Source organism: Ramlibacter sp. (genome assembly GCF_013697775.1).
In the GTDB taxonomy this organism is placed as follows: Bacteria; Pseudomonadota; Gammaproteobacteria; order Burkholderiales; family Burkholderiaceae_C; genus Ramlibacter.
Genome location: NZ_JACCWG010000273.1, coordinates 1 through 26346, shown reverse-complemented (window position 1 = coordinate 26346; position 26346 = coordinate 1). Strand labels below are relative to the sequence as shown.

Genomic DNA, 26346 nt, shown 5'->3' with positions numbered 1-26346 from the left:
CCCGCGCGGCTGGCGCGCCTGGCGCCGCAGCTGGCCGAACGCATCGAGCGCGGCCTGCAGAGCGTCGACTTTCCGCACACGCAGATCCGCCGCGTGCTGGACCACCTGGGCGCGCTGCACCGCGAGGTGCTGCAGCCGGGCGCGCGCGAGCCGGCGCCGGGCGTGTTCAGCCGCGAGGAGCTGGACGCGCAATTCGCCGCCAACGACGAGGACACCGCCTGGCTGGCGCCGACCGAGGCGCAGCACTCGGGCTTCATCCACACCCGGCCGTCGGCGCTGCCCAAGCCGCTGTTCCAGCCGACCGACGTGGGCTTCAGCCACACAGTGCCGCAGCCGGCGTCGCAGGAGGCCGGAGAAGGCGGCGCCGAGGGCGGCATGCCCGCGGCGGAACTCGGCCTGAAGCCGGGTGCCTGGATCGAGATGTTCGACGGCGCCTGGGCGCGCTGGCAGCTCACATGGGCCAGCCCGCACGGCACGCTGTGCATGTTCACGCATGCTTCCGGCAAGACGCAGTCGATGACGCGCCGGCTGCTGGAAAAAATGCTGGCCAACGGCACCGTGCGCCGCGTGTCCGACCAGGCCGTTGTGGACGGCGCGCTCGATGCGGTGGCGCAGGCGGCGTTGCGCAACAGCGCGGAACAGAAATCCTGAACCCCCTCTCCAACAGCCTTCACCGCAGAGGCGCAGAGAAATTGTTGTTCCTCTGCGGCCCTCTGTGCTCTCTGCGCCTCTGCGGTGAATGACCCGCATGCTACGCCTGCCACACCCCGTAGCCAGCTTCCCGTAAGGCGATGCCCAGCTCCACCTCCATCTCGCAGGCGGCGCGGTACGGCATGGGGTTGTATACGGCGTAGAGGTCGGGGCGCAGGCGCAGGCCGTGCTCCTGCACGAAGCGGTTGGCCTGGATGCCGGCCTTGTGCTTGTCGAAGCGCACGTCGGGGTCCAGCCCGGTCATGCCGACGTACACGAAGGGCTTGCCCAGTTCGTAGTCCGAGTTGGCGCGGCGAAAGCGCGCGTTGCTCCACACCGCGTCCGCCAGTTCGACGACGTACACGTGGTAGTGGTGACCATGTGCGCGAGGCATTGGGCATTGTCCTACGCCCTCGATCCGTGGCGCCTGACGGGGCCGCTTCGGCACGCTGCCGAATCCTTCTGATATCCGATTTGCAGTCACCAGAAGGAATTCCCCATGAAGAAAGCCACCCTGCTTGCCATTCCGCTGGCCGTCGCCACCGTGCTGTCCGCCGGCTGCGCGGCCACCATGTCCACCGGCATGGGCGCCGCGCCCGCGCCGGTGGGCGCCGCCAGCCATTTCAGCACCACCGACCGCGAGTTCGCCACGCAGGCCGCCGGTGGCGGGCTGTACGAAGTCGAGGTGTCGCGCATCGCCGCGGCACGCGCCGCCGATCCGCAGGTCCAGGGCTACGCGCAGATGCTGGTCGCGCACCATACGGCCGCCAACGACCAGCTGATGGGGATTTTCAAGGTCAAGAACTTCCAGCCGCCGGCCAGCATGCCGGCCGACAAGCAGGCCAAGCTGGCGCGCATGCAGGCGCTCTCCGGGCCGGAGCTGGACCGCGAGTACATCCGCACCGTGGGCCTGGGCGACCACCAGAGCGACATCGCGCTGTTCGAGCGCGCGGCGCGCGATGCGGCCGACCCGGACCTGAAGGCCTGGTTCGCCAAGACGCTGCCCACGCTGCGCAGCCACCTGCAGGCGGCGCAGGCGCTCGCCGGACGCATGGCGGGCTGACGCGCGCGAGGCGCAGGACGGGGGGTACGGCATACCCCCTGTCGCATCGCGCCGAAGTCCTACAGCTCATGGGTAAGCGCGGCCCTAGATTGCGTGCACCATGACCGGACCTGTGAATTCAATGAAAGCGTCGGCGCGCTCCCTCGCCCTCGCAAGCGGCGCCGGGCTGCGGCGCGCAGGCGCCGCCATCCGGCGCCATCCCATCGTCAGCATCGCGGTGCTTCCGGTCCTCGCGCTGCTGTACGTGCTGGCGCTGATCCCGTTCACGCCGGCTATCGCCGACCTGAAGAAGGCCAAGTCCGAGCAGCCCACCATCGTGCTCTCGGCCGACGGCAAGGAGCTGGCGAGCTTCAAGCGCGCCAACCGCGACTGGGTGAAGCTGGAGGACATGTCCCCCGACGTGGTGGAAGCGCTGGTCGCCACCGAGGACAAGCGCTTCTACCAACACCACGGCCTGGACCTGCGCCGCACGGCGGGCGCCCTGGTCAACACCGTGCGCGGCACGCGCCAGGGCGGCTCCACGCTCACGCAGCAGCTCGCGCGCAACCTTTATCCCGAAGACATCGGCCGCGCGCCCACCATCACGCGCAAGCTCAAGGAAGCGATCACGGCCGTCAAGATCGAGGCGGTTTACTCGAAGAAGGAAATTCTCGAGACCTACCTCAACACCGTGCCCTTCCTCTACAACGCCTGGGGCATCGAGATGGCGGCGCGCACCTATTTCGACAAAAGCGCGCGCCAGCTCGACGTGCTGGAGGCCGCCACGCTGGTCGGCATGCTCAAGGGCACCAGTTACTACAACCCGGTGCTCAACCCCGAGCGCGCGCTGGAGCGGCGCAACATCGTGCTGGCGCAGATGGCGCGCGCCGACAAGATCGCGCCCGGCAAGCTGGAGGAACTGCGCAAGAAGCCGCTGAAGCTGGACTTCGAACGCCAGCAGCCCGAGGCGCTGGGCCCCGCGCCGCATCTGGCGCAGGCGGTGCGCCGCTGGCTGATCGAATGGGCCGACCGCAACGGCTACGACATCTACACCGACGGCCTGGTGGTGCGCACTACCATCGATTCGCGCCTGCAGGCCGTGGCCAACCAGGCGGTCGAGCGGCAGGCCGACAAGATCCAGCAGCTGGCCACCGCCGCCTACGGCAGCTGGACCGCCAACCGCCGCATGGCCGACGTATTCGTGCGTGAGACGGCCGACTACCGCACGGCGCGCGACTCCGGCCTGGACGACGAGGCGGCGCTGAAGAAGATCACCGCCGACGCTGCCTTCATGCAGGCGCTGTGGCGCGCCAAGACGCAGGTGCAGGCCGGCTTCCTGGCGCTCGACCCCGGCACCGGCCAGGTGCGCGCCTGGGTCGGCAGCCGTGACTTCCAGCAGGACCAGTTCGACCACGTGCAGCAGGCGCGCCGCCAGCCCGGCTCCACCTTCAAGCCCTTCGTGTACGGCGCCGCGTTCGAGCAGGGCATCAGCCCCGACCAGGTGTTCATGGATGCGCCGGTGGAAATCCGCATCGACCGCAGCCAGGTCTGGCGTCCCACCGACGTGGAGCCGCCGACCAACCAGCCAATGTCGCTGCGCGATGGCCTGGCGTTTTCCAAGAACACCGTTACTGCGCAGCTGATGCAGCAGGTCGGGCCCGCGCGCGTGGCGCAGCTCGCCCAGGCCATGGGCGTGCGCCAAAGCAAGCTGGATGCCGTGCCCTCGCTGGCGCTGGGCACCAGCCCCGTCACGCTGCGCGAGATGGTGAGCGCCTTCGGCACCATCGCCAACGGCGGCAGCTACATCGCGCCTTCGTTCGTGATGCGCGTGGAGGACCGTCAGCAGCGCGTGCTGGAAGAGTTCCAGCCAGGCAGCGGCGAGCGTGCGCTGTCCAGCGAGGCGGCGCTGACGCTGGTGGACGTGCTGCGCGGCGTGGTGGACAAGGGCACGGGCGTGGGCCTGCGCAGCCGCTTCGGCATCAAGGCCGACATCGCGGCCAAGACCGGCACCACCCAGGACAACACCGACGGCTGGTTCATCGCCATGCACCCGCACCTGGTAACCGGCGCGTGGATGGGCTTCAACGACAACCGCGTGACGCTGCGCGACCCCTGGGGGCAGGGCGCGCACAACGCGCTGCACATCGTGGGCGACTTCCTGCAGCAGTCCTTCAGCGCCAAGACGCTGGACGCCGATGCGCGCTTTGCGACACCGGTGCGCGCGCAGCCTGGCGCCGGCGGCGACATGTGGGGCCGCGTGGGCGAGTGGTGGAACAGCGTGACCAACAATGGCAGCGGCGCGCCCATGCCGGGCGACCCGATGACGGCTGGCGTGCCGCAGCCGCAGGTGATCACCGTGCCCGACGTGCGCCAGCCCGAGCCGATGCGCCTGCCTGAAGCCGAGGCTCAGCAATCCGGCTCGCCCGTTTCCCCGGGCGGCAGCGTGGTGGTGTCCGGGCCGAATGGCGGCGTCGGCAACAGCGTGGTGCAAACTCAGCCGCAGACACGCTACAGCGGCAATGCACCAGTCATCGTGATGCCGCCGCGTGACACAACAATACCGGCGGGAAGCATGCGCACCATCACCATCGATGCGCCGCCTTCTCGCTCGAGCTCAGCGGACGCGCCTGCCCAGCAGCAGGAAACAAGCGGTACTGCGACCGGCTCTCCTACAGCGCCGCAAACTGAGTAGTAAATAAAAAAGACGCTTCGTTACTTTTGCCCAGATGCAGCGCAGATGCGGCCTGCGCCTGGATGAGGAGCAGGCGTTTCCGCGAGAGTGTTTCAGCGGGTGAACTTTAAGCGCGTCCTACAGGTCCCTAGGAGACTTCCTACAAGAAGGGGACCCATGTTCAGCTTGAGTGATCGACTCTCTTTCGGCCCTGCCGCGATGCTGATTTGCCTCGTTGCCGCCGCCGGCCTGAAGAGTTCCATGCCCGACGTTTCGGCGTTCCGTGTGTCCTCCCTGCGCGAGCAGGCCGCGCGCGTCACGCAGTTCGTGCCGGCCATGGCGCGGCAAGCCCTGGCGCTGAGCGCGCCCGCCGTCGCGGCAAAGGCCGCGATGACCACCGGCACCAGCGCGGCGTCCAAACTCAGCAGCACCGTGAGCGCGATCAACACGTCCTACAACTGGCTGCGCGGGCAGATCCGCTGGAAGACGGTCAAGCACGGCAACACCGAAGTGCAGACACCCGACAAGGCCTCGCGCCTGCTGCTGGTGCAGGCTGCGGCCAAGAGCGTGGGCCTGAGCGAAGTGGGCCTGGGCTTCGAGGACGTGTACGGCGTCATCAACGCCGAGACCTCGTGGCTGCCGCGCACCGGCGTGGGCAAGAACGGCACGCTCAGCTACGGCTTGGCGCAGTTCGAGCCGGCCACCGCGCGCGCACTGGGCCTGCAGGACCCCAACGACCCGGTGGAAGCCGTGCACGCCGCGGCGCTGCATCTGAAGCAGGCCGCCACCTGGAGCGCCAACCGTATCGAAGGCCTGAAGCTCACGCCCGAGGAGCGCGCCGAGAAGCTGCGCGAAGGCGTGTCGATCTACTACAACCTGTCCAGCAAGGGCCGCGCCAAGTGGAATGGCGAGAACACCGAGCGCATGCCGGTGGAAACGCGCCGCCACATCGCCAACAGCCAGATCGGCGCGCGCGAAGCCACCTACCTGGCCGCGCAGCTGCAGATCATCCAGCACTACGGCACGGGCGCCAGCGGCGCCACCACCGTCGGCTACACCAAGACCAGCGCCCACGGCTCCTGAGGGAGTCAGGCAGCCACGCGGCGCTTGACCGCCTGGATGTTGTTGCGCAGCGCGTAGAGCTCGTCCGCGTACGACAGCGGCACGGCGATGTGCCCGGCGTTGGCGTCCAGCGCATCGAGCTCCTTGAGAAGCGCCTGCGTGTTGCCGGGCTCGGCTTCCATGCGGTGCTCGATCTCGCGCAGCTGCCCGTACCAGCGGAACACGCGCGAGCGGATGCGGAATTCGTACAGCGGCGGCACGACGCGCGACAGCGGCAGCAGCGCCGCCAGGATGATGCCCAGCACCAGCCACATGCGCTCGACCAGGTTGGCCACCCAGAACGACAGCCAGCGCTGCAGGAACGCCGGGCCGTTGCGGATCACGCGCTCGGCTTCGCGCGAGACCGGGTATTCGCTCTGCTCGGTGGACGGGAAGGTGCCCGCGCGGTTGAACCATCCGGCCGGGCCGTGCAGGTCGCGCGCCGCCTGCGCGAACAGCTGCAGCAGCGCCGGGTGCGTGCCCTGCCGGGTCAGCAATGCCGTGGTGGTCGCCACCAGGTGCACGTCCGCCGGCGGCATGTCGCGCGCCAGGTCCACCACGCCGCGCGGCAGCGTCACCGGCGTCAGGAACGGGAAGCGGCGCGAATAGGCTTCGCCCTGCGCGATGTCCAGCAGCTTCACGCCGGGCGTCTGCAGCAGCATCTGCACCATCAGCGATTCGGGCGCCGAGGCGAACACCAGCGCATCCAGCTCGCCCGCAAGGAAAGCCACCGTGGCCGGCGTCTGCTCCAGCCGCGACAGGCGCAATTCGCCGCGCTCCACCTTGTTGGCCTCGAACAGCTTGTCCATCAGCAGCGGCACGCCGCTGCCGGCCGTACCGACGTTGACGCGCAGGCCGCGCAGCTGCGCCACCGAGGTCAGCGTGCCGCGCGGCGTGCCCTTCTTGACCGCGTCCTCGCGGTAGAACAGCCACACCGGCTCGACGAACAGGCTGCCCAGCGACTGGATGCCGCTCTCCTCGTTGGTGGCGCGGTCGCTGCTGCCGCCCTGCACGAAGCCGAGATCGGCGCTGGCGTCGCGCAGCAGCTGCAGGTTGGCCGACGAGCCTTCGCTGGGCACCAGCACCACCTCGATGCCGTTCGCCTCCAGCGCCTTCTTGTAGCGCTGGCCGAATTCGTCGTAGGCGCTCTGCGCCGGGCCGGTGGCCAGCCGCACGCGCCTGGGCGGCGTGGGGTCCAGCCACAGGTAGGCCAGCACCAGCAGCGTGGCGGCCAGCAGGGCCACCGGCCCGGCGGAGATCAGCAGGTCGCGCAGCGACAGCAGCGTGTGGCGCAGTGCTTGCGGCATGGCGTTCAAGGCAGGTCGCGGGCGGCGGGAATGCGCACGCCGTCGGCCTCGATGCCGCGTGCCTGCGTCACCGCGCGCACGGTGGCCAGCGCCACCACCTCGGCGGCCAGCGTGCACAGCGTCATCATGTCGATGGCGGTACCGGCGCGCCCGGTGGCCAGCGCGAACAGCGCGTCGCCGTCCAGCGGCGTGTGGGCCGGGTTGATGCTGCGGGCGAACCCGTCGTGGCCGACGGTGGCCAGGCGGGAGGCCTCGGCCTTGGTGAGCACCGCGTCGGTGGCGATCACGCCGATGCTGGTGTTGCTGCCGGGCGCGACGCGCGTCGGCACTTCGCCGTCGAGCATCGCGCGGCGGGCATCGAGCAGGGCGCTGCCGTCGGCCGTGCGCGCGCCGGCCAGCACGCGCCCGGTGGCGGGGTCAATCACGTCGCCCAGCGCGTTGCAGGCGACCAGCGCGCCCACCGTGATGCCGCGCACGCGCACCGAGGCCGTGCCGATGCCGCCCTTCATCGCGCGTTCCATGCCGAAGATCTTGCCGACCAGGGCGCCGCTGCCGGCACCGACGTTGCCCTCGGCCGGTGCATCGGCCGACGCCGCGGCGCAGGCGGCGTAGCCGGCGTCGGCATCGGGGCGCACCGACAGGTCGCCCAGGTACAGGTCGAACAGCACGGCCGCGGGAACGATGGGCACGTGCGTGCGGCCCACGGGCAGGCCGATGCCGTGCTCGCCCAGCCAGCGCATCGCGCCGCCGGCGGCGTCCAGCCCCCAGGCGCTGCCGCCGGCCAGCATGACGGCATGCACGCGGTCCACGGTGTTGGTGGGATCCAGCAGGTCGGTCTCGCGCGTGCCGGGCGCCGCGCCGCGCACATCGACGCCGCCGACCGCGCCGCCGCGCGCCAGCACCACCGTGCAGCCGGTGTGCCGCCGCGTGTCGCTGAAGTGGCCGACCTCGATGCCGGCGACGTCGGTGATGGAGGAATGCATCGGCGGCATTATGGAAGGGCGAAGCTGCCGTCGTCGAGTGCGCGCACGCGCCCTTGCGCGAGCAGCTCGTCCAGGTGCATGCGGATGGTGTTGCGCTCGGCGCAGTCGATGTAGGGCAGGGTGGCTTGCGCCGGATAGAGCAGGCGCCTCTTCACCAGCGCGTCCAGGCTGTGCGGCCTCTCCGCCAGCATGGCGCACAGCTGGTCGCTGCGCTCGTCGATCCGCGCGGCGAAGCGCGCGAGTTCGCGTAGGAACTCGGCGCGGTCGGTCACGGCGCCCTTGTGGTGGGAGGTGATCCAGACCTTCGCATCCAGCCGGGCGACGGCTTTCAGCGTGCGGCGGAACTGCGCGAGCGACGAGGTCGCGTCGCCGTAGTACGGCCCGAACCCGGACAGGTCGATGTCGCCAATGAAGGCCGCGCCCTCGCTTTCCTCCAGCAGCACGCAATGGCCCGAGGTGTGGCCCGGCATGTGGTGCGCGCGCACCCGCACGCCGCCGCCGAGGTCCCAGCTGGCGCCATCGGCGTAGCCGGTGGCGTCGGGGCGCGGGTGGTAGTGGAAGTCGGCCTCCAGCATGGGCTTCAAGGCCGCGAGCACTTGCGCCGGATAGCCGTAGTGGCGGCTGAGCCCGTCCCACGACTGGCAAGCCGCGAGGTCGGCCTCGTGCACCTGCACCGGCGCGTCGGGCACGCGGTGCAGTCCCGCCATGTGGTCCTCGTGCACGTGGCCGAGCACGACCAGATCGACGCCGTCGAACGCGGGGCCGATGCGGTTGGACACGAGCGGCGTGTCGAACGCAACGCGCATCTCGCCGCCCTGCACGATCACCTGGTTGCCGTCCGGGTACTTGCCCTGCCTGCCGCCGAAATGGACGGTTACCGCGCCGAAGCGCGCAAAGTCCTGCATGCCATGGACCTCCTTGGCGGTGCAGCATAGAGCAAAGCCGCGGCCGGCCCGCTCAGGGCTGCGCTTCCAGCTCGGTCACCGTGTACTGCGCGCCTTCCTTTCGACGTGGAAGCGCACCTTGTCGCCGACCTGCACCTTGTCGAGCAGGGCAGGGTCCTTTGCGATGAAGACCGATGGTCATCGGCGGCATGTCCAGGTTCTTGATCTCGCCGTGCTTGAGCGTGATCTTGCCGGAGCGAGTGCGGCGGCGAGGATGAAAGTGGAAACGTGGCGGATTTTCATGTCTTGTTGTACGAAGTGAAGACGCGCGCCTCGGCCGATCTGGACACCAGCAGCACGTCGTAAGCGTCGCGGCGGCCGCCGTACGCGGCGCCGTCCATGCCAGGCGCGCCGACCGGCATGCCGGGCACCGCGAGGCCGACGGCCTGCGGCCGGTCCTTCAGCGCGATGCGCACCGCGGTGTCGGCATCCATCGGCCGGCGGGCCAGCAGCGCCTGCACGGTGTCGCCGGCGCTTGGCTGGGCGACGCCGGGGCGGTCCTGGGTCAGCTGCCGCACATCGGCGCGCAGCGCTTCGGGCGAAGTGGCGCAGGTGCATGTCCACTCCTTCAACGCCCGCGGGCGGCGGATGCGGGGCGCGCGGACCTTGCGCGTTCTGCGCTTCTTCCCACTTCGGCCAGTCGGCATGGCCGTGCGGAAAGCGGCCGACCTCGGCATTGGCTTTCACGCCGCGTCTCCACGCCGCGCGGCGTGTCCTCGAACACGGAGCGCTCAGGCGGGCGCGGCTGGGCCTGGGCCAGCGATGCGGCGGCAAGCGCCGCGATGGCAAAAAACTTCACAACGATCTCCGGAACACGAACGGGCAGGGGCGCAATGCGGCGATGTCGCCGATTGCGGACGCACTTCGGGTGGGGAGATCAGGAAATGGGCGGCTTGCAGCCCAGGCGCAGCTCGGCGCTGGCGAAATGCAGCAACTGAGCGGCGGGCGGTGGGTGGCGGAACTCGATTACCGGCCGCGGGCAGGTCGAAGCCGAGGCAACCGAGGAACAAACCTGGCAGCTTGCGCAGGTGTTGCAGCCGGCATCCGGCAACTGCGCGCCGGCATGGGCATTGCGTCCGAATGCGCGTGGCCGGCGCATGAGGGAAATCATAGCCGCGTCACAAAGGCCGAGTTGATGGAAGGAAAAGTCCTACGCTGCTGACGAGCCTTCACCGACAACCTTGCATCCCTGGGCTTTCTACAGTCAAGGTGTTCGCCGGCGGTGCCGGTGTGTCCGTGAAATCCACTTAAAAGAGGAACCATCCATGAACGGTGAAACATCGCAGAGCCCCTTCCCCACCAGTGGCGAATCCGGCAGCAGCACCTCCAGCTTCAGCAGCGGCGCGTCCGGCTTCAGCGCCGATAGCGATACCAGCGACACCACCGTGCGCCGCTTCGCGCAGAAGGTGCACGAAGCCGTGGACACGCTCGAGCAGAAGCTGGGCATGGGCAGCGAGAAGGTGATGGGCCTGCAGCAGGAATACGGCGACATGGCACGCGAGCAAGTGCGCGCCAATCCGCTGGCGGCGTTGGGCACGGCCTTCGCGGTCGGCTTCATCTTCGCCAAGCTGTTCACCGGCCGCTGATCTTCGTCAGCGCAATTCGCGGCGCGCCTGGCCCCACACGGCCCAGCCGCCCGCGAATGCCAAGGCCGCCATGATGGCGGCCACTCCCAGGTCCGGCCATGCAGTGCCTGTACCGAACACCCCCGCCGCGGCCAGCAGCACGGCCACGTTGCCGATCGCGTCGTTGCGCGAGCACAGCCACACGCTGCGCATGTTCGCGTCTCCCTCCCGAAAAGCATAGAGCAGCGCCGCAACACCCACGTTCGCGGCCAGCGCAAGCGTTCCCACCACGCCCATGGTGAGCGGCTCGGGCGGGCTGCCGCCTGTCACTGCCCATGCGGCGCGTGCCAGCACCAGCAGCGCGAACAACATCATGCTGGCGGCCTTGACCAGCGCCGCGCGCGAGCGCCACACGGTCGCCATGGACAGCACGGCGAGCGACAGCGCGTAGTTGGCCGCATCGCCGAAGAAATCGATGGCGTCGGCCAGCAGCGACACCGAACCCGACGACAGGCCCGAGGCGATCTCGATGCCGAACATCGCCGCGTTTACCAGCAGCGCGATCCAAAGCACGCGGCGGTAGCCGGGCGGAATCGGCTGGCCGTCGGCGGCCAGTCCGTGGTCGTGGTGATGGTGGCCGGCATGGCCATGGCCATCGGAACCGTGGTGGTGCGGAAATCCCATGCAACTGCCCTCAGGCGCTCGGCGTCGCCACGGCGACCGGCCGGCGCTGGCCCATCCACAGCGTGGCCAGCGCCAGGCAGGCGAACGGCACGCCCACCCACGACAGCCGCGCGAACCCGAGCGAGCCGATGAAGGCGCCGCTGATCGCCGCGCCCAGCGCCGTGCCCACGTAGAGCATGGAGCCGTTCAGGCTCATGAGCATCGGCGCCTGCTGCGGCGCGGCCGATGCCAGCAGCAGCTGCTGCGGCGCCATCATGCCGAAGCCGGCAACGCCCCACACCACGAACACCAGGATGGACAGCGCGAGGTGGCCCTGCGTGAAGGGCACCACCACCATCGTGGCGGTGAGCGCCAGCAGCTGCATGCGCATGCTGCGGGTCGGCCCGAAGCGGTCGGCCGCCCAGCCGCCCACGATGGTGCCGGCCACGCCCGAGAGGCCGAAGCTCACCAGCACCAGCGACAGCTGCGTGGGCGTCAGGTCGTTCAGCGCCTGCAGCACCGGGCCGCAGTACGCGAACACGCTGAAGATGGCGATGAAGTACAGCAGGGTGCGCGCCCACACGCGCTGCACCGCCGGCTGCGCGGCCGCCTGGCGCAGGCCGCGAAAGGCGATGCCCGGTGCCTCGATGCGCGCGGGCAGCAGCGCCACCAGCAGCAGCGCCATCGGCACGCAGCAGGCGGCGACCAGCCACACCGGCGTGCGCCAGCCGAAGCCGAACCCGAGCCAGGTGCCCAGCGGCAGGCCGACGGCGTAGCTCAGGCTGATGCCCAGGAAATTGATGGACAGCGCGCGGCCGCGCCGCGGCGCGTCGACGATGGCGACCACCACGCCCGAGGCCAGGGCGGAGAATACCGAGCCCGCGCCCATCAGCACCCGGCCGACCAGCAGCATGCCCAGCGATGGCGCAAGCGCGCTCAGCACGCAGCCCATCGCGAACAGGGCAAGGGCGAACAGCATGGCGCGCTTGCGCGGCCAGCCGCCGGTGGCCACCACCAGCAGCGGCGCGAGCAGGGCGGCCGACAGCGCATAAACGGTCATGGCCTGGCCGGCGGCGGCCACGCTGACGCCGAGCGAATCGGACATCGGCACCAGGATGCCGGTAAGCACGAAGGCACCGGTGCCGATCACGAGATTGGTCAGCGCGAACAGGTAGAGCAAGGGCGGCATGGGCGCGATTGTGCCCGGCCGCGCCGGGTGCGTGCGCCGGACTACACTTTGCCCGCACATCACAAGGAGACAGCCATGCCCAAGGGTTACTGGATCGGCCGCGTCGACGTCGGCGACGAGGAGAAATACAAGGCCTACATCGCCGCCAACGCGGCGCCGTTCGCGGCGCACGGCGCGCGCTTCCTGGTGCGCGGCGGCCAGTTCCATGCGGGTGAAGGCACGGCCCGCCAGCGCAACGTGGTGATCGAGTTCCCGAGCTACCAGGCGGCGCTGGACTGCTGGAACAGCGCGGGCTACCAGGCCGCGCGCGATCTGCGCATGGGCGCGGCCGTCGCCGAGATCCTGGTCATCGAAGGCTACGAAGGACCGCAGCCGTCCTGAGCGCCGGACTCAGCGGGCCCCGCAAGGTGGGGGATTTTCACAGCCGGCAGAGGTGCGGCGTGGTGTCGCCGCAATGTCGGCTCCGACCTACACACGAGCTAAGCCAGCGACGTTAGAGTCCGATGGCAACGCCCATTTCGGGCGCGTGTCCGCGCACTGGATGAAACCGAACGCCGCTTCTTCGCTGAATCTTCCCGTCCAGGAACGGGTTTCCACCGGCATCGCCGGACTGGACGCCGTGCTGGGTGGTGGCCTGCCGGTCAGCCACCTCTACCTGATCGAAGGCAATCCGGGCTCCGGCAAGACCACGCTGGGGCTGCAGTTCCTGCGCAACGGCGCCGACGGCGGCACTCCCGGCCTCTACGTCACCCTCTCTGAAACCTCCGAAGAGCTGCATACCATCGCCGCCTCGCACGGCTGGTCGCTGGACGGCATCGAGGTGTTCGAGCTGGTGAGCAACGAAGGCCTGGGTCCGGAGGCCGAACAGTCCATCCTGCATCCGTCCGAGATCGAGCTGGGCGAAACCGTCAACGGCGTCATGGCCGTTGTGGAGCGGCTGAAGCCCAAACGCGTGGTGTTCGACAGCCTGTCGGAGATGCGCCTGCTGGCACAGAACCCGCTGCGCTACCGCCGCCAGGTGCTGGCGCTGAAAAAATTCTTCGCCACCCACGCCTGCACCGTGCTGCTGCTGGACGACCGCTCGGCCACCGAAAGCGAGTTGCAGATGCGCAGCATCGCGCACGGCGTGATCGCGCTGGAGCAGGTCACCGACCAATACGGTCCCGAGCGCCGGCGGCTGCGGCTGATCAAGATGCGCGGCATCAAGTACCGCGGCGGCGACCACGATTTCAACCTCGACACCGGCGGCCTGTTCGTGTTCCCGCGGCTGGTCGCGGCCGAGCACCGGGTCATGTCCGACAGCACGACGGTGAGCACCGGCGTTCCCAAGCTGGACACGCTGATGGGCGGCGGCGTCACGCGCGGCAGCAACATGCTGTTCGTCGGCCCGTCGGGCGTCGGCAAGACCACCACCGCCATCGCCTGCGTGCGCGCGGCCCTGATGCGCGGCGAGAAGGCCGCCTACTACCTGTTCGACGAAGGCCTGTCATCGCTGCTGCTGCGTTCGCGCGCGCTCGGGCTGGACGTGCAGCCGTACATGCGCGACGGTCAGCTGAAGGTGGTGCAGCTCGACCCGGCCGAGGTGTCGCCCGGTGAGTTCGCGCAAATGGTGCGGCAGTCGGTGGAGGACGACGGCGCGCACGTGGTGGTGATCGACAGCCTGAACGCCTACCTGCACGCCATGCCCGGCGGCAAGTTCCTGCTGCTGCAAATGCACGAGCTGCTCACCTACCTGAACCACCGCAACATCGTCACCCTGCTGATCATGGGCCAGCACGGGCTCATGGGCGAGTTGCGCAGCGACGTGGACATGAGCTACCTGAGCGACGGCATCCTGCTGTTCCGTTATTTCGAGGCGCGCGGCAACCTGCTGAAGGCGATGTCCACGGTGAAAAGCCGCTTCAGCGCGCACGAGCAGAGCATCCGCGAATTCCGCCTGGGCCCGACCGGCGTCGAGCTGGGCCAGGCATTGACCGATTTCGAGGGCGTGCTGGTTGGCGCCACGGTGTACCGCGGCCAGCTGCCGCTGCTGGGCGAGAAGAACGACAACAAGAAGGAGCGCGCCTAGTGGAGTTGCGCGTACTCATTTTCGCGCCGCGGGGGCGCGACGCAGCCGTGGTGCGCACTGTGCTGCAGGCACAGGGCACCGACTCGTACGCATGCAGCACCCAGGGCGAACTGGTTGCCGCGCTGCAGGAAGGCGCCGCCGGCGCCATCCTCACCGAGGAATGCCTGCCCGAGCTGCTGGCCAACGCGCAGCTGCTCGACTGGCTGCATAACCAGCCGCCGTGGTCCGACTTTCCCTTCGTGGTGCTGGCCGCGCGCCGCGAGGGCCGGCGGCCCATCAAGGATTTCGATTCGCTGCACAGCCTGGGCAACCTGATCCTGCTGGAGCGGCCGCTCAACGCCGAGACGCTGGCAAGCGCGGCCGAGTCGGCGGTGCGCGCCCGCAAGCGCCAGTACGTCACGCGCGAGCACCTGCAGGAGCTGGGGCGCACGCGCAACGCGCTGGAGCACCTGAACGAAGAGCTGGAAAACCGCATTCTCATGCGCACGCGCGAACTCGCGTCGGCCAACGACCGGCTGATGAAGGAGATCGCCGAGCGCGAGCGCGCGCAGGCGGCGCTGACGCAGGTGCAGAAGATGGAAGCCATCGGCCGGCTCACGGGCGGCATCGCGCACGACTTCAACAACCTGCTGCACGTGGTGAACATGAACCTGGAACTCGTCTCGCTCTATGCGAATGACGAGAAGGTCAAGCCGGTGGTGGAGCGCGCCAAGAGCGCGGCGCGGCGCGGTGCGCGTCTGACCGGCCAGCTGCTGTCGTTCGCGCGCAGTCAGTCGCTGGTGCCCAAGCCGACCAACGTCAACCAGCTGCTGGTGGGCATGAAGGACCTGATCGAGATCTCGGTCGGCTCCGGCGTGGAAGTCGAGCTGGACCTGTGCGAGAACCCGGCGGCTGTGGTGCTGGACCCGAGCCAGCTCGAGATGGCTGTGCTGAATCTCGCGGCCAACTCGCGCGACGCCATGCCCGATGGCGGCAAGCTCACCATTTCCACCTGTGGCGAGGACCGCGAGGCCGAGCAGGAACTGCGGGCCGGCCACTGCGTGGTGGTGCGCGTGAGCGACACCGGCAACGGCATTCCGCAGCAGCTGCTGCCCAAGGTGTTCGACCCCTTCTTCACCACCAAGCCGCTCGGCCAGGGCACCGGCCTGGGCCTGAGTCAGGTTTATGGCTTCGCGCGGCAGTCCGGCGGACTGGCCTACGTGAAGAGCGAAGTCGGCAAGGGCACCATCGTGGAGCTTGTGTTTCCAACCGTCCCCGGCGATGCCGAGCCGATGCCAGAGGCGCAAGCGCAGGCGCCGGCGGTGCCCGAGCCGGCCAAGGCCTCGCACATCCTGGTGGTGGAAGACGACCCCGACGTGCGGCGCGTGATCGTGGAGTGCCTGAGCCTCATCGGCTACCGCGTGACGGAAGCCGCCAATGGCAATGAAGGCTTGGAAGCGGTTGCCGCGTCCAAGCCCGATTTGATGGTGGTGGACTACGCCATGCCCGACATGACCGGCGCCGAAGTGATTTCGCGCGCGCGCCAGCTGGTGGGCGAGCTGCCGGTGATCCTGGCCACCGGCTATGCCGACATGGCGGCGGTGGAGCGGCTGGCGGGCAAGCTGGCGATCCTGCGCAAGCCGTTCGACATCGCCGCACTGGGCGACGCCGTCAATGGCGCGCTTGAAAGCTCGCGCGAAAAACTGAGCGCCCTCAGCGCTGGATGAGCGGGGCGCCATTGCGCCGCGCCGCCCAGATGCTGCCGGCCGCCAGGCCTAGCGCGAAGCAGCCGGTGTCAGCTTGAATCCACGAAGCAGGCAATGGCCGATGTGGCGGCCGCGCCGGCCAGCGCCGGGCCGGGCTGCATCCGCTGTTCGCGGCCGTTCCAGGCGCGCGCATGCAGCACGCCAAGAACATGGCCGCGCCATGGTGGATGAGGTAGCTGGTGGCCGTGTGGCGCAGGCTGGGCCGGTCCTGGTGCAGCCTGCGGTCGCCCCAGATCCACGCCGCCGCCAGGGTCGTCTGGAGTTTCTAGACGACCGGTCTAGTTGCTGCTAGAGTCCGGTCCCATGTCTCCGACCGCCGCGATTCCCGACGTCCGCCAGCACATCCTCGATGTTGCGCGGCCGCTGCTGCTGCGCAAGGGTTTTACCGGCGTCGGCCTGGCCGAGGTGCTGGCCGCGGCGCGGGTACCGAAGGGCTCGTTCTACCATTACTTTGGCTCCAAGGAAGCCTTCGGCGAGGCGGTGCTGGAAGCCTATTTCGCCGAGTACCTGGCGCGCATGGACGAGATGCTGGCGCAACCGGGCCCGGCGTCCGAGCGGCTCATCGCCTACTTCCAGGACTGGCTGGATTCGCAGACCGGCGACGACGCGCAGAGCCGCTGCTTCGTGGTGAAGCTGGGTGCCGAGGTCTGCGACCTGTCGGAAAGCATGCGCACGGCGCTGGAGCGCGGCACGGGCGGCATCACCGAGCGCCTGGCGCGCTGCATCGAGGCCGGCTGGGTGGATAACTCGCTGCCTGCCATGCCGGACGCGAAGGCGGTCGCCGGCACGCTGTACCAGACGTGGCTGGGTGCCAGCCTGATCGCCAAGATCTCCCGCAGCCGCGCGGCGCTGGACGCCGCCATGGCGGACACGCGGCAGGTGCTGGGGATCGCCACGCAAGCTGCCTGAAGGCGGGACATGCGACATGCAGTCCCGCCTTTTTGACGCCTTGTTTCTAGACGACCGGTCTAATAAATCAATTCAACAACCACAGGAGCCTTCCTTGCCTCAAAGCGATTCCACCAACCGCCGCCTCCTCCTCACCGCGCGTCCGCGCGGCCTGCCAACGCCGCAGGATTTCCGCCTGGAGGAAGCGCCGATTCCCACGCCGGCTGACGGCCAGGTGCTGGTGCGCACGCTGGTCCTCTCGCTCGACCCCGGCCTGCGCAACCTGATGGACGAGGCCGGGCCGGTGTACGCGCATTCGGTTCGGCTGGGCGAGCCCATGGCCGGCGGCACCGTCGGCCGCGTCGTCGCGTCCCGGTATCCGCGGTTCGGTGCCGGCGACCTGGTGCTGGGCCGGGCGGGCTGGCAGGACTACGCCGCACTGGACGGCGACAGCCTGACGCCGCTCGGCGACTTGGCGCAGCCCTCGCTGGCGCTGGGCGGGCTCGGCATGCCGGCGTTCACCGCCTACGTGGGCTTGCTCGACATCGGCCAGCCAAAGGCGGGAGAGACGGTGGTGGTGGGCGCGGCGACCGGCGCGGTCGGCTCGGTGGTCGGGCAGATCGCCAGGCTGAAGGGCGCGCGCGTGGTCGGCGTTGCCGGCGGTGCGGACAAGTGCCGCCACGCGGTGGAAGAACTCGGCTTCGACGCCTGCATCGACCGGCACGGCCCGCAATTCGCCGAGCGCCTCGCCGCCGCCTGCCTCGATGGCATCGACGTGTACTTCGAGAGCGTCGGCGGCGCGGTGCTCGACGCGGTGCTGCCGCTGCTCAACGTCGGCGCGCGCGTGCCGGTGTGCGGCTTCATCGCGCACTACAACGACGATGCGCTGCCCGCCGGGCCGAACCGCCTGCCGGCACTGCTGTCCACGCTGCTGCAAAAGCGCGTGCGCATGGAGGGCCTCATCATCCTCGACCATTACGCCGGGCGTTTCGACGCGTTCCGGCGCGACATGGAGCGCTGGCTCGCCGCGGGGCAGGTGAAGCTGCGCGAAGACGTCGTCGACGGGCTGGAGAACGCACCCGCGGCCTTCATCGGCCTGCTGCAGGGGCGCAATTTCGGCAAGCTGGTGGTGCGCGTCAGCGGCGCCTGAGCCGGGGCGCTTGTGCCAAGATCGCGGCGCGGCAGGTGCCGCGACCTTGCCCAAGAGAGCGCCGTTGGATTCGACGACCATGCCGGACCACCATGCGCGGCCGCCCGGTGCGCCCGGCCTGTGGCGCAGGTGCTCGGGCTGCGGCGCTTCGGGCTACGGCGCGGAAGCGAACTTCTGCCAGATCTGCGGGGCCGGGCTGGATCCGCCTTGAGGCTGCTCAGTTCAGGGCGCGCTTGTAGACGCGCTTGAACGTCGCGGCGGTGGTTTCCGTCTCGGGGACCAGCTTGCTTTGCGTCGTCTTGTCGCCCAAGCGGAACAAGGCACGTGTGCCGGTCGAGGTAATGATCAATTCCGGCCGGCTGGACAGCGCGTCCGCCAGGAACTCGCCGGCGCTGTAGTAGGTGTTGCCGCCGACGAACCTTGCCACGGCGCCACCGGTCAACGCGTCCAGGTAGAACGCCATCGAGTAGCCGCCCGGGTTGCAGATCTGGTTGGTCGGCACGTTGATCGCCATGACCAGTGTTCCACGGGGGGAGAGTTTGCCTTGCGTGTACACCCGGGCGTTTGCGATCGGGATGTCGATGTACCACCCCCGCTTGGCGGCAAGGTCCACGCTGGTGTGCGTGGCGGTGACGTCGCCCCGCGGCGGCGCGGCCTGCGTGGCCAACTGGCAGACGAAGTCTCCGTCCCCGCCATTGGCAGGGCAGGTGCTGCCGTTGCTGCGGCGGATGTTGGGCAGGCTGGGGCTCGCCACCGTGGTGTCGTCCACGATGCCGTAGATGGTTTCGCTCTGGGTGGCGTAGGTATTGGGCGCCGCGGTTCCCGGCACGTCGTCCACGGAAAAGTACTGGCCGGTGCCGACATAGACGAAGAACTTGGACGCGTTGCCGCTCACCGGGTTCACGACGGGCACCGAGGTCACCGGCTGGGCCGTGCCGGCCCCCGAAGCGAGGGCCGCAATGCGCGCCGGCGCGCTCAGGGTCGCGGCGTCCAGATCGAAGCGCCACACGTTGCCCTGCAGGTCGCCTGCATACACGTAGCGCACCACCGCGTCATCGGCCGCATTGGCTTGCTTGCCCAGATGCGCGAGGCCGAGCGAGGCGGAAGCGCCACCGAAGCCGACAGGCGTGATGAACTCCTTGTCCACGCTGCCGTTCGCCGGATTGACCAGCCACACGTGGCCCCGTCCGTCGCCGCCAAGGCCGCCGGAGGCGGTGTCGTTGCGCAGGCCCGAGGCGAGCACCACGCGCCAGCCCGCGGCCGTGTTGACGATCAGCGGTGTGCCGAAGGAATAGCCCATGTTGGTGGGCTTGAATTCCCACAGGACCTTGCTGGCGGCGGCTGCTTCGTTGGCGGCCGTGCCGGAGGTGATGTCGAGCGCGTAGTAGCCGGCGCCACCCTTGCCCAGGCCGCCGACCAGGATCTGCGCGATGCTGCCGGTGTTGATCTGCGCGACGGCGGGCGTGCTGTCCACCAGGTACTGGTGTTCAACGGTGGTGCTGGCCCGGTCCGCGAGCTTGCCGTGCACCAGCCGCGGCACATACGCCCAAAGCTCCTGCCCGCGGGTGGTGACGCCGGCCCCGATCCGGCCGTCGATGGCGTGCAGCATGCCGTCGTTGGCAGCCTGGTAGACCACCGCGCCGGTGGCGTAATTCACCACCACGGCTTCGGCATTGACGATGTCGCCCAGCAGGTAATTGCGCTGCCGGTAGGTCGTGCCTTCGCCGGTGCGCACGCCGCGCGTGTAGTCGATCACGCCGTCGGTCAGGGTCGCGGCGGTGGTGCGGAAGCCAGCGCCGTTGCCGGTGGTGAAGCCCACGCCCGTGGTGCCGTTGTACGAGGCGATGAAGCGGCTGGACTGCGCTTCGAGGCGGTCGCGGAACGACCACTGCACCGCGCCGTTGCGCAGCCCGGTGCTGAGGTCCAGCGAATAGGCCTCCAGGTCGCCATACCAGCTGCCTGAGTTGTAGCTCGATTCGTAGCCCACGCTGCCGGCGGTGATGCGCGCGCTGGTCACCGTCACGGCGGCCGAGGCCGCGTCCTTGGCCAGCGCGTCGGCGATCACCTGCTGGAACGCGACCTGCAAGGAAGGCCCGTCGCCGGCCGCGATGAACTTGCCGCCGCCCTGGCGTGCCGTGTTGATCAGCAGCGGGTCGTTCTGCACCTCGGGGTCGGCGAAGCCGATCATGTAGGTGGTGATGTTGTTCTTCGCCGCGGTGGCCGGTGGAACCGGAGTGGGCTTGGTGAGGTCGGGCCGCCAGTCCACGTCGTACATCAGCTTGGCCACGTCGTCCATGTAGTCGGATCCGAAGGCCTCGTACGTGCGCGCTGCCTTGCGGTCCCAGGAGCCGGCGGCGCCGCTGGACGTGCAGGTCGACGCGTTGGAGCCGCTGCAATCGCGGTCATAGTCGCGGATGTACGTGTTGTTGTTGAAGCCGCGGTCGAGGTTGGGCCGCCCGTCGGTGACGGCGAACAGCGCGGTGCGCTGGCACCAGTACTGGATCGGCTTGGCCGAGTTGGTGTTGCTGCACGAGGGCGCGCCGGACAGGCAGGCATCGCGTGCCGTGTTGTCGGTGCCGTCGATGCGCAGCAGGGTGTCGATGTTGACGCTCGCGTCGTTCGCCGTGGCCACGTTGCCGTTGTAGCCGGTGGACATGTAGCGCGCGATGTCGGCGAAGGTGGTGGCCAGCGGCGTGTAGCCGCTCGCGCTCAGCGTGTCGATGCTGTTCTTGATGGTGGTTCGCTTGGCCGATGTGAGGTCGCCCATCGCCACCTTGAGCGCACCGCCGTTCGAGCTATAGGTGGACAGGCCCACGCGCACGGCGGCCGACGCACCGGTGGCTGGCGGCAGCGGCAACACGTCGATGGCGTTCTTGGCCGAGGTGCGCGCGATTTCCATGCGCGTCTGCACCGTGCCGCTGGTCAGGAGCTTGCGGTCCGTCCAGCCGGTGACCGGGCCGCCGTAGTTGCCGAAATACCAGTTGAGAAAGTGGCCCGAGTAGTCCGTGGGGGTGTAGCCGCCGCTGGGCGACCGGGTGCTGCCCGAGCTGCCATCGGCCAAAAGCTGTGCGCTGTAGGTGGCGCTGTTGTTGAAGCAGCGCGCCGGCTGGGTGCCGGTGACGGTGCTGTGGGTATAGGTGGTGCCGCTGTACCGGATGCGCGGCTCGCCGCTCACGACATACAGATCGATGCTGGCGCCGCCGGGAATCAGGGAGGTCCCGGAGCAGCTTGTCTGGTAGGTTCCGTTCGCCGAATAGGGCGTCGTCGGCACGATGTTGAGCATCGAGCCGGACTTGTCGATCATGAACATGAAGTTCGGCGCGACGTTGTTCTTCACCGCCGGCGGCACGTCGTCGATCTTCTGCGCGAGGACCAGCCCGCAGGCAAGCGCGGTGGCGGCGAGAAGGGCCGTGCCGCGCAGCGCGTTGAAGGGTTTGTGCTCGGGCATGGGTTGCTCTTTCTTCAGGTGGAAGCCGGGCCGCTCACCACGGCCTCGTACCAGTTCTCGGTGCCGCGCGGGCCGCGCACCCGGATCAGCACCCGGTAGTGCACGCCGATGCTGTTGGGTGCCATGGCCGAGGCGCTGGCGTCGTATTCGCATTTGGCTCGGATGTCCGCGATGTCGGTCAGCGTCGGATTGGCCGAGCACATGCGCTCGACCACGTACTGCACGCGGTAGTTGCCGCTGTCGGCCGCGCAGTCGGCGATCGCACCGCCTTTTTCGTCGACGCACGGCACGCTGGCCCAGGTGACGGAGTTGGGAATGCCCCGCGAATCGACGGAGCTGGACACCACGGAGATGTACTGGTTCGCCACGTCCGTGTTGCCGGCGTCGCCCGCCACGCGGTTGGCGATCACCGACATCGCATCCGTGATCGCACGGTCGGATGCCTGCGCGGAAGCCTGCTGGAAAGTGAAATTTCCCGAAATGACGTTGCCGGTGTCGGCCGCCCGCATGGCGCCCATGCCTGCGACCATGATGATCATCAGCACCACCAGCACGACGATCAACACCATGCCTCGCTGGCGTGCTCCCCGCATGCCAGGCGTGCGCGCCTGTACGCCGCGACGAACGGGCCGGCTCATGAATTGCTCCAGATCACGTTGCGAAGGGGAATCACCGCCTTGTGCACGCGGTAGCGGTAGTTGCGCCAGGTCTTGCCGGTGGGCAGCGCCAGGCCGCTCAGGTCGATGACCGGCGCTGCCGCGTCCTGGAACGAGCAGGGGCCGGTGTTGGCGACGCTGGCCGCGTTGGTGCACGGCGCGCTGATCTGCGTGCCTTCGGCGTCGCGGGAGCGGGCCACCAGCACCACGCGAATGGCCTTGATGCGCGCCACGTCGCCCGCGGCCGGCGAGGCCCAGGTTCCGGTGGGCTCCACCCAGCTGGCAACGACGTTGTCGGCCGCGCTGGCGCTGATGCCGTACTGTGCCTGCAGCATCACGATGTCGGTGGCGACCGCGTCCACGCCGGTGCCGAAAGCGAGCGGGTTGGCCGTGCAGGCGGGCACTGTCGTGGTGGTGAAGGCGTTGTAGCGCACAAGCGCGTTGCACTGCACGGCGAAGGCGTCCTGCCGGAAGCCGCCAGCGGAGGTGCCGATGCGGCTTACCACCGCCGGTCCCACCGTGGAACCCGCCGTGTCGTAGCCGTAGGTGGGGGTGGTGGTGAAGTCGGTCGGATTGGGATTCAACCCGTTGTTGGGGTTGCGCACCAGCACGCGGCACGAGGGCGCGTTGCCGCCGCAGGACGCCGCCGTGGTCGGCGCGCCGATGACCTGGAACAGCGTGCACGGCACCGTGGTGGAGCCAGGCACGCCAATCACCGCCAGGTCGCCGGCGGCGATGTTGCCTGCATCGGTGACCTTGATCGAATTCCCGGACGCGGCTTCCAGCACCGGCAGCGACGACAGCGGGTGGGAGCCTCCGCCAGCGGTGAAGGTGATGGTGTCGGACACCGTGCCGCTTGCGCCAGCCGTGATGCGCACGGGCATCAGCACGCCGTTGTCCGCAACCACGGCCGTTCCGTTGTAGGCGTTCCAGGTGGAACAGATCGACTTTCCGTTGTTGTAGAAGCCGGCGCCCGCGGCGCGGCCGGCCGCATCGATCAGCGAAATGCCGATCTGCGCGCTGCTTTGCGCCGTGGCGTTGGAGCCGAGGATGGAGAACTGCCGCCCCATGGTCATCACCGAACCGGTGACGGCCAGCACCACGAGCAAGCCGATGGTTCCGGCGATCATCAGCTCGATCAGCGACATGCCCCTGGCATGCCGGCGCGCGCGGGGAGACGCGGACAGACGCGGGTTGTTCATGGCCATTGCACCCGGTTGCTGACTTCGAGCACGTGCGGCGTGTCGCTCTCGCCGTTCTTCCAGCACAGGCGGATGGTCACTTCGTCGGGCGGCGTGCTGCCGCCCGACACGATGACCTGCTGTTCGTCGGCCTGCGCGCGCGGCAGCGTCGCCGTCACGTCGGCCAGCCATTCGGTGACGACAGCGTTGGTCGAAGCCGAACCGCCGGGCGCACAGGTCGCCCCCACGGTGGCGTAGTGGTTGAAAGTGGAGGACGTCGACTTGTTGGAGATCAGCAGGCGCGCGAGCAGCTGGTCGGCCAGGAAGGCGGCCTCGGCGCGCTGCTGCGCATCGGTGGACATCCGGATCGCACGGGCCTGCATGCCGACCGCACCGAGGATGCCGATGGAGAACAGCAGCACTGAAACCAGCACCTCGATCAGTGTGAAGCCTCCTTGTGCCTTGCGTGGCGCGGCGGTCCTCGCGTGGTGTGCGTGCATCAGCATTTCCTCGGGTCGGAAGCGGTGGTCACGCCCGGGTCGCACATGCGGATCAGCCCGCCGCCGAAGATGTTGATGCGCCGCGTCTGGGTGTTGCTCGCCGGGCTGGAGATGTTCACCTGGGTCATTTGCGTGCCCGACTGCACCAGCCCGGTGGCAACGAACGTCACCGAGGTGGCCGAGGAGCTGGAAGCCACTGTGGCGCCGGCAAGGTCGGCGGCGGAACGCGAGAGCAGCGTCGAGGAAGTCGACACCTGCTGGATCGTCCAGCCGCCGTCGGTGGCAAGCGCAAAGCTCACCGGCGAGTTGCGCCTCGCGGCCTCTCCGCGCGCGAAATTCAGCCCGGAGACGATTGCCTCCGCGACGCCGCGGACCTTGTAGTTCGCCAGCAGCTGCGCGATGCCGGGCGCGGCCAGCTTGGTGCCGATGGCCGCGATGGCCATCACCACCAGCAGCTCCACCAGGGTCATGCCGCGCGCGCGCCTCAGCATGTGTCGCCCTTCTTGCGCAGCCAGCAGGTGTCGGTGGCGGTGGCGCCGAAGAATTGGGTGGTCCGCTGCGCGTTGGCGTCGTCCACCGTGTAGGCGAAGCCGGTCATCGCACCGCTGCCGGCGGCCGTGGCCACGAAAGTCTGCGAGTTGCTGGTCGAGCCCCAGCTGCAGCTGAAGCTGAATGAGGTCGTGGACGGCATGGCCACGCCGCAGGTGCTGGCGGTGGAGCCGTAGTTGCGGTTGTCCTGGTAGTACTGTTCCAGCCGCACGCGCACGGTGCTCAGCTCACCGAGGGCCTCGGCGATCTTGCCGCGCCGGACATGGTCGCCATACGCCGGATAGACGAATGCCGCGATGATGCCGATGATGCCGACGACGATCATCAGCTCGATCAACGTGAAACCGTGCAGCCTTGTTCGCGAACCCACTGGAAACTGCATCCCAAACTTCCTTCACACCGCATTGATGCGAAAGAAGTTTGGGAGAGCTGCTGAGTCACGTCAAATGGGAACTTAAACCATTGCAGGGATATTTCACCGTGTCCGCGGGAGTGGTGGGTTTGAATGGGAATTAAGCCCATTCAAAAAAATTCCCCCTCAGCGTGGCTCGATATCGGACACCACGCGTGCATATCTTTGCTTGCTCCAATATGCCGATGCCCAATCGATCAGAACCACGATCCGGTTGCGAAATCCGATGAGGAAGTAGATGTGCGCGAACAGCCAGAACAGCCACGCCGGAAAACCGGTGAAGCGCAGCGGGCCGAGAGGCGAGGCGATGTCCACCACCGCGCTGTTGCGGCCGATGGTGGCGAGGTTGCCGTAGTCGCGGTAGCGGAACGGCTCCGTAGGCAGCCCGGCAATGCGGCACAGCACCATGGTGGCCGCATGCCGCCCCATCTGCTTGGCCGCGGGCGAAACGCCGGGAACCGGCTTGGGTTCCTGGCCCGGGGCATGGCTTTTGGCGGCCGCCAGATCGCCGACGACGCTGATTTCGGGGTGGCCGGGCAAGCCGAGATCCGGCTCCACGAGCAGACGACCGGCACGGTCCAGCGGACAAGCGGTTGCCTCGGCCAGATGGCGGCCGAGGGGCGAAGCCGCCACGCCGGCCGCCCACACCACGCAGTGCGTGCCGATGCGGTAGTTGCTGCTGCTGTCGCCAGAGCCACCTGCCGGCGCTGGAACGGACACCTCCACACCGGAGCCATCGATGCCGGTCACGCGCGCGCCGGTGCGCACCTCTACGCCCAGCTTTTCGAGCTGCCTGCGCGCGCTCTCGCTCAATGATTCCGGCATGGCGGCCAGCACGCGTGGTCCGCCTTCGACCAGCAGCACGCGCGCCTTGGCCGGGTCGATGTGCCGGAACTCGCCGGGCAGGGTGTCGCGCGCGATCTCGGCCAGCGTGCCGGCCATCTCCACGCCGGTCGGGCCGCCGCCGATCACCACGAAGGTGAGCCAGGCGGCGCGCCGCTCGGCATCGGTTTCCCGTTCCGCCTGCTCGAAGGCCAGCAGGATGCGCCGGCGGATCTCGAAGGCATCCTCCAGCGTCTTCAGGCCGGGCGCGTGCGCCGCCCATTCGTCGTGCCCGAAGTAGCTGTGCGTGGCGCCGGCCGCGACGATCAGGTGGTCGTAGGGGAGCACGCCGCCGTCCTTCAGCAGCACGGTCCTGGCCCGCGCGTCGATGGCGGTGACGTCGCCCAGCAGCGAGGTGACATTGGCCTGCGTGCGGAACAGGTGGCGGACCGGTGCGGCGATGGCCGGCGCCGAGAGCCCGGCGGTGGCGACCTGGTAGAGCAGCGGCTGGAACAGGTGGTGGTTGGTCTTGTCGACGAGGGTGATGCCGACATCGGCACCGGCCAGTGCACGCGTGGCTTCGAGTCCGCCGAAGCCGGCGCCGACGATCACGACCCGGGGCTTGTTGTTGTTCTGTGTCGCCATGGCTGGGGATTATGCGAGGGTGCTGCGGGGCGGGTTGGCGGGGGTCTTTGTTCGTTGCTTGGGTGGCAGCGGCCGGCGGCCGGGGTGGGCCAGGCTCCGGGATCACGCTCGCGGGCGTCTGCCCTGG

General features: G+C 68.9%; 25 protein-coding genes and 1 pseudogene. 11 read left to right on the top strand and 15 right to left on the bottom strand.

The window, feature by feature from the left end; all coding sequences use genetic code 11:
• Positions 1-651 (top strand): DUF1631 family protein (locus H0U68_RS13560; protein WP_296356425.1); only part of this gene is annotated, 651 nt, incomplete at its 5' end.
• Between the two features lie 100 nt (positions 652-751).
• Here the strand turns inward: H0U68_RS13560 and H0U68_RS13555 are convergent.
• Positions 752-1084: a hypothetical protein gene (locus tag H0U68_RS13555; protein WP_296356423.1), complete on the bottom strand. Its 333-nt coding sequence runs from the start codon at positions 1082-1084 to the stop codon at positions 752-754.
• A gap of 105 nt (positions 1085-1189) precedes the next feature.
• On the opposite strand from H0U68_RS13555, the gene H0U68_RS13550 reads away from it, so the two are divergent.
• The 3 genes from H0U68_RS13550 to H0U68_RS13540 all read left to right on the top strand — a co-directional run bounded on the left by H0U68_RS13550 (position 1190) and on the right by H0U68_RS13540 (position 5486).
• Positions 1190-1753, top strand: coding sequence for a DUF4142 domain-containing protein (locus tag H0U68_RS13550; protein ID WP_296356421.1), 564 nt, complete (start codon positions 1190-1192; stop codon positions 1751-1753).
• Between the two features lie 121 nt (positions 1754-1874).
• Complete coding sequence (locus tag H0U68_RS13545) at positions 1875-4424, top strand: transglycosylase domain-containing protein (protein WP_296356418.1); 2550 nt, start codon at positions 1875-1877, stop codon at positions 4422-4424.
• A 198-nt stretch (positions 4425-4622) separates the two neighbouring features.
• On the top strand, positions 4623-5486 hold the full coding sequence (locus H0U68_RS13540; RefSeq protein WP_296356416.1) for a transglycosylase SLT domain-containing protein: 864 nt from the start codon (positions 4623-4625) through the stop codon (positions 5484-5486).
• A 5-nt stretch (positions 5487-5491) separates the two neighbouring features.
• On the opposite strand, the gene H0U68_RS13535 is transcribed toward H0U68_RS13540, so the two are convergent.
• From H0U68_RS13535 to H0U68_RS24390, 5 genes and pseudogenes are all read right to left on the bottom strand, one after another.
• Complete coding sequence (locus H0U68_RS13535; RefSeq protein ID WP_296356414.1) at positions 5492-6811, bottom strand: TAXI family TRAP transporter solute-binding subunit; 1320 nt, start codon at positions 6809-6811, stop codon at positions 5492-5494.
• Positions 6812-6816: 5 nt separating this feature from the next.
• Positions 6817-7794: a P1 family peptidase gene (locus H0U68_RS13530; RefSeq protein WP_296356412.1), complete on the bottom strand. Its 978-nt coding sequence runs from the start codon at positions 7792-7794 to the stop codon at positions 6817-6819.
• A gap of 8 nt (positions 7795-7802) precedes the next feature.
• Positions 7803-8699, bottom strand: coding sequence for an MBL fold metallo-hydrolase (locus tag H0U68_RS13525; RefSeq protein WP_296356409.1), 897 nt, complete (start codon positions 8697-8699; stop codon positions 7803-7805).
• A 75-nt stretch (positions 8700-8774) separates the two neighbouring features.
• The gene (locus H0U68_RS24395) at positions 8775-8834 is read right to left on the bottom strand and encodes a hypothetical protein (RefSeq protein WP_365731625.1); all 60 of its coding nucleotides are present in this window, start codon (positions 8832-8834) and stop codon (positions 8775-8777) included.
• Positions 8835-8977: 143 nt separating this feature from the next.
• Positions 8978-9166, bottom strand: a pseudogene (locus tag H0U68_RS24390) (DUF411 domain-containing protein); the annotation flags it as partial.
• Between the two features lie 837 nt (positions 9167-10003).
• Between H0U68_RS24390 and H0U68_RS13510 the strand changes: the two are divergent.
• On the top strand, positions 10004-10324 hold the full coding sequence (locus H0U68_RS13510) for a hypothetical protein (RefSeq protein ID WP_296356406.1): 321 nt from the start codon (positions 10004-10006) through the stop codon (positions 10322-10324).
• 6 nt (positions 10325-10330) lie between these two features.
• Here H0U68_RS13510 and H0U68_RS13505 read toward each other — a convergent pair whose 3' ends face one another.
• On the bottom strand, positions 10331-10987 hold the full coding sequence (locus H0U68_RS13505) for a cation transporter (protein WP_296356404.1): 657 nt from the start codon (positions 10985-10987) through the stop codon (positions 10331-10333).
• A 10-nt stretch (positions 10988-10997) separates the two neighbouring features.
• Complete coding sequence (locus tag H0U68_RS13500) at positions 10998-12155, bottom strand: MFS transporter (protein ID WP_296356402.1); 1158 nt, start codon at positions 12153-12155, stop codon at positions 10998-11000.
• 75 nt (positions 12156-12230) lie between these two features.
• Between H0U68_RS13500 and H0U68_RS13495 the strand changes: the two genes are divergently transcribed.
• From H0U68_RS13495 to H0U68_RS13470, 6 genes are all read left to right on the top strand, one after another.
• The gene (locus H0U68_RS13495; protein WP_296356401.1) at positions 12231-12536 is read left to right on the top strand and encodes a DUF1330 domain-containing protein; all 306 of its coding nucleotides are present in this window, start codon (positions 12231-12233) and stop codon (positions 12534-12536) included.
• A gap of 160 nt (positions 12537-12696) precedes the next feature.
• Complete coding sequence (locus H0U68_RS13490) at positions 12697-14223, top strand: ATPase domain-containing protein (RefSeq protein WP_296356399.1); 1527 nt, start codon at positions 12697-12699, stop codon at positions 14221-14223.
• The gene (locus H0U68_RS13485; protein WP_296356397.1) at positions 14223-15929 is read left to right on the top strand and encodes a response regulator; all 1707 of its coding nucleotides are present in this window, start codon (positions 14223-14225) and stop codon (positions 15927-15929) included. Before H0U68_RS13490 ends, H0U68_RS13485 begins: the two co-directional genes overlap by 1 nt.
• A gap of 342 nt (positions 15930-16271) precedes the next feature.
• Positions 16272-16877: a TetR/AcrR family transcriptional regulator gene (locus H0U68_RS13480; protein WP_296356395.1), complete on the top strand. Its 606-nt coding sequence runs from the start codon at positions 16272-16274 to the stop codon at positions 16875-16877.
• 94 nt (positions 16878-16971) lie between these two features.
• The gene (locus tag H0U68_RS13475; RefSeq protein ID WP_296356393.1) at positions 16972-18006 is read left to right on the top strand and encodes an NADP-dependent oxidoreductase; all 1035 of its coding nucleotides are present in this window, start codon (positions 16972-16974) and stop codon (positions 18004-18006) included.
• Positions 18007-18070: 64 nt separating this feature from the next.
• The gene (locus H0U68_RS13470; RefSeq protein WP_296356392.1) at positions 18071-18217 is read left to right on the top strand and encodes a hypothetical protein; all 147 of its coding nucleotides are present in this window, start codon (positions 18071-18073) and stop codon (positions 18215-18217) included.
• Between the two features lie 6 nt (positions 18218-18223).
• On the opposite strand, the gene H0U68_RS13465 is transcribed toward H0U68_RS13470, so the two are convergent.
• From H0U68_RS13465 to H0U68_RS13435, 7 genes are all read right to left on the bottom strand, one after another.
• Complete coding sequence (locus H0U68_RS13465) at positions 18224-21454, bottom strand: PilC/PilY family type IV pilus protein (protein WP_296356390.1); 3231 nt, start codon at positions 21452-21454, stop codon at positions 18224-18226.
• Between the two features lie 14 nt (positions 21455-21468).
• Entirely contained in the window at positions 21469-22023 is a 555-nt protein-coding gene (locus H0U68_RS13460; RefSeq protein ID WP_296356389.1) for a hypothetical protein, read from the bottom strand.
• 65 nt (positions 22024-22088) lie between these two features.
• A complete protein-coding gene (locus H0U68_RS13455) occupies positions 22089-23312 on the bottom strand; it encodes a PilW family protein (protein WP_296356387.1) in 1224 nt (407 codons plus the stop codon).
• A complete protein-coding gene (gene pilV / locus H0U68_RS13450; RefSeq protein WP_296356385.1) occupies positions 23309-23791 on the bottom strand; it encodes a type IV pilus modification protein PilV in 483 nt (160 codons plus the stop codon). Before pilV ends, H0U68_RS13455 begins: the two co-directional genes overlap by 4 nt.
• Positions 23791-24282 (bottom strand): GspH/FimT family pseudopilin, encoded by a 492-nt coding sequence (locus H0U68_RS13445; protein WP_296356383.1) that lies wholly within the window; start codon positions 24280-24282, stop codon positions 23791-23793. Before H0U68_RS13445 ends, pilV begins: the two co-directional genes overlap by 1 nt.
• Positions 24276-24722, bottom strand: a complete 447-nt coding sequence (locus H0U68_RS13440) for a type IV pilin protein (RefSeq protein ID WP_296356381.1) — start codon at positions 24720-24722, stop codon at positions 24276-24278. Before H0U68_RS13440 ends, H0U68_RS13445 begins: the two co-directional genes overlap by 7 nt.
• 156 nt (positions 24723-24878) lie before the next feature.
• Positions 24879-26219, bottom strand: coding sequence for an NAD(P)/FAD-dependent oxidoreductase (locus tag H0U68_RS13435; protein ID WP_296356379.1), 1341 nt, complete (start codon positions 26217-26219; stop codon positions 24879-24881).
• Positions 26220-26346: the final 127 nt, after the last annotated feature.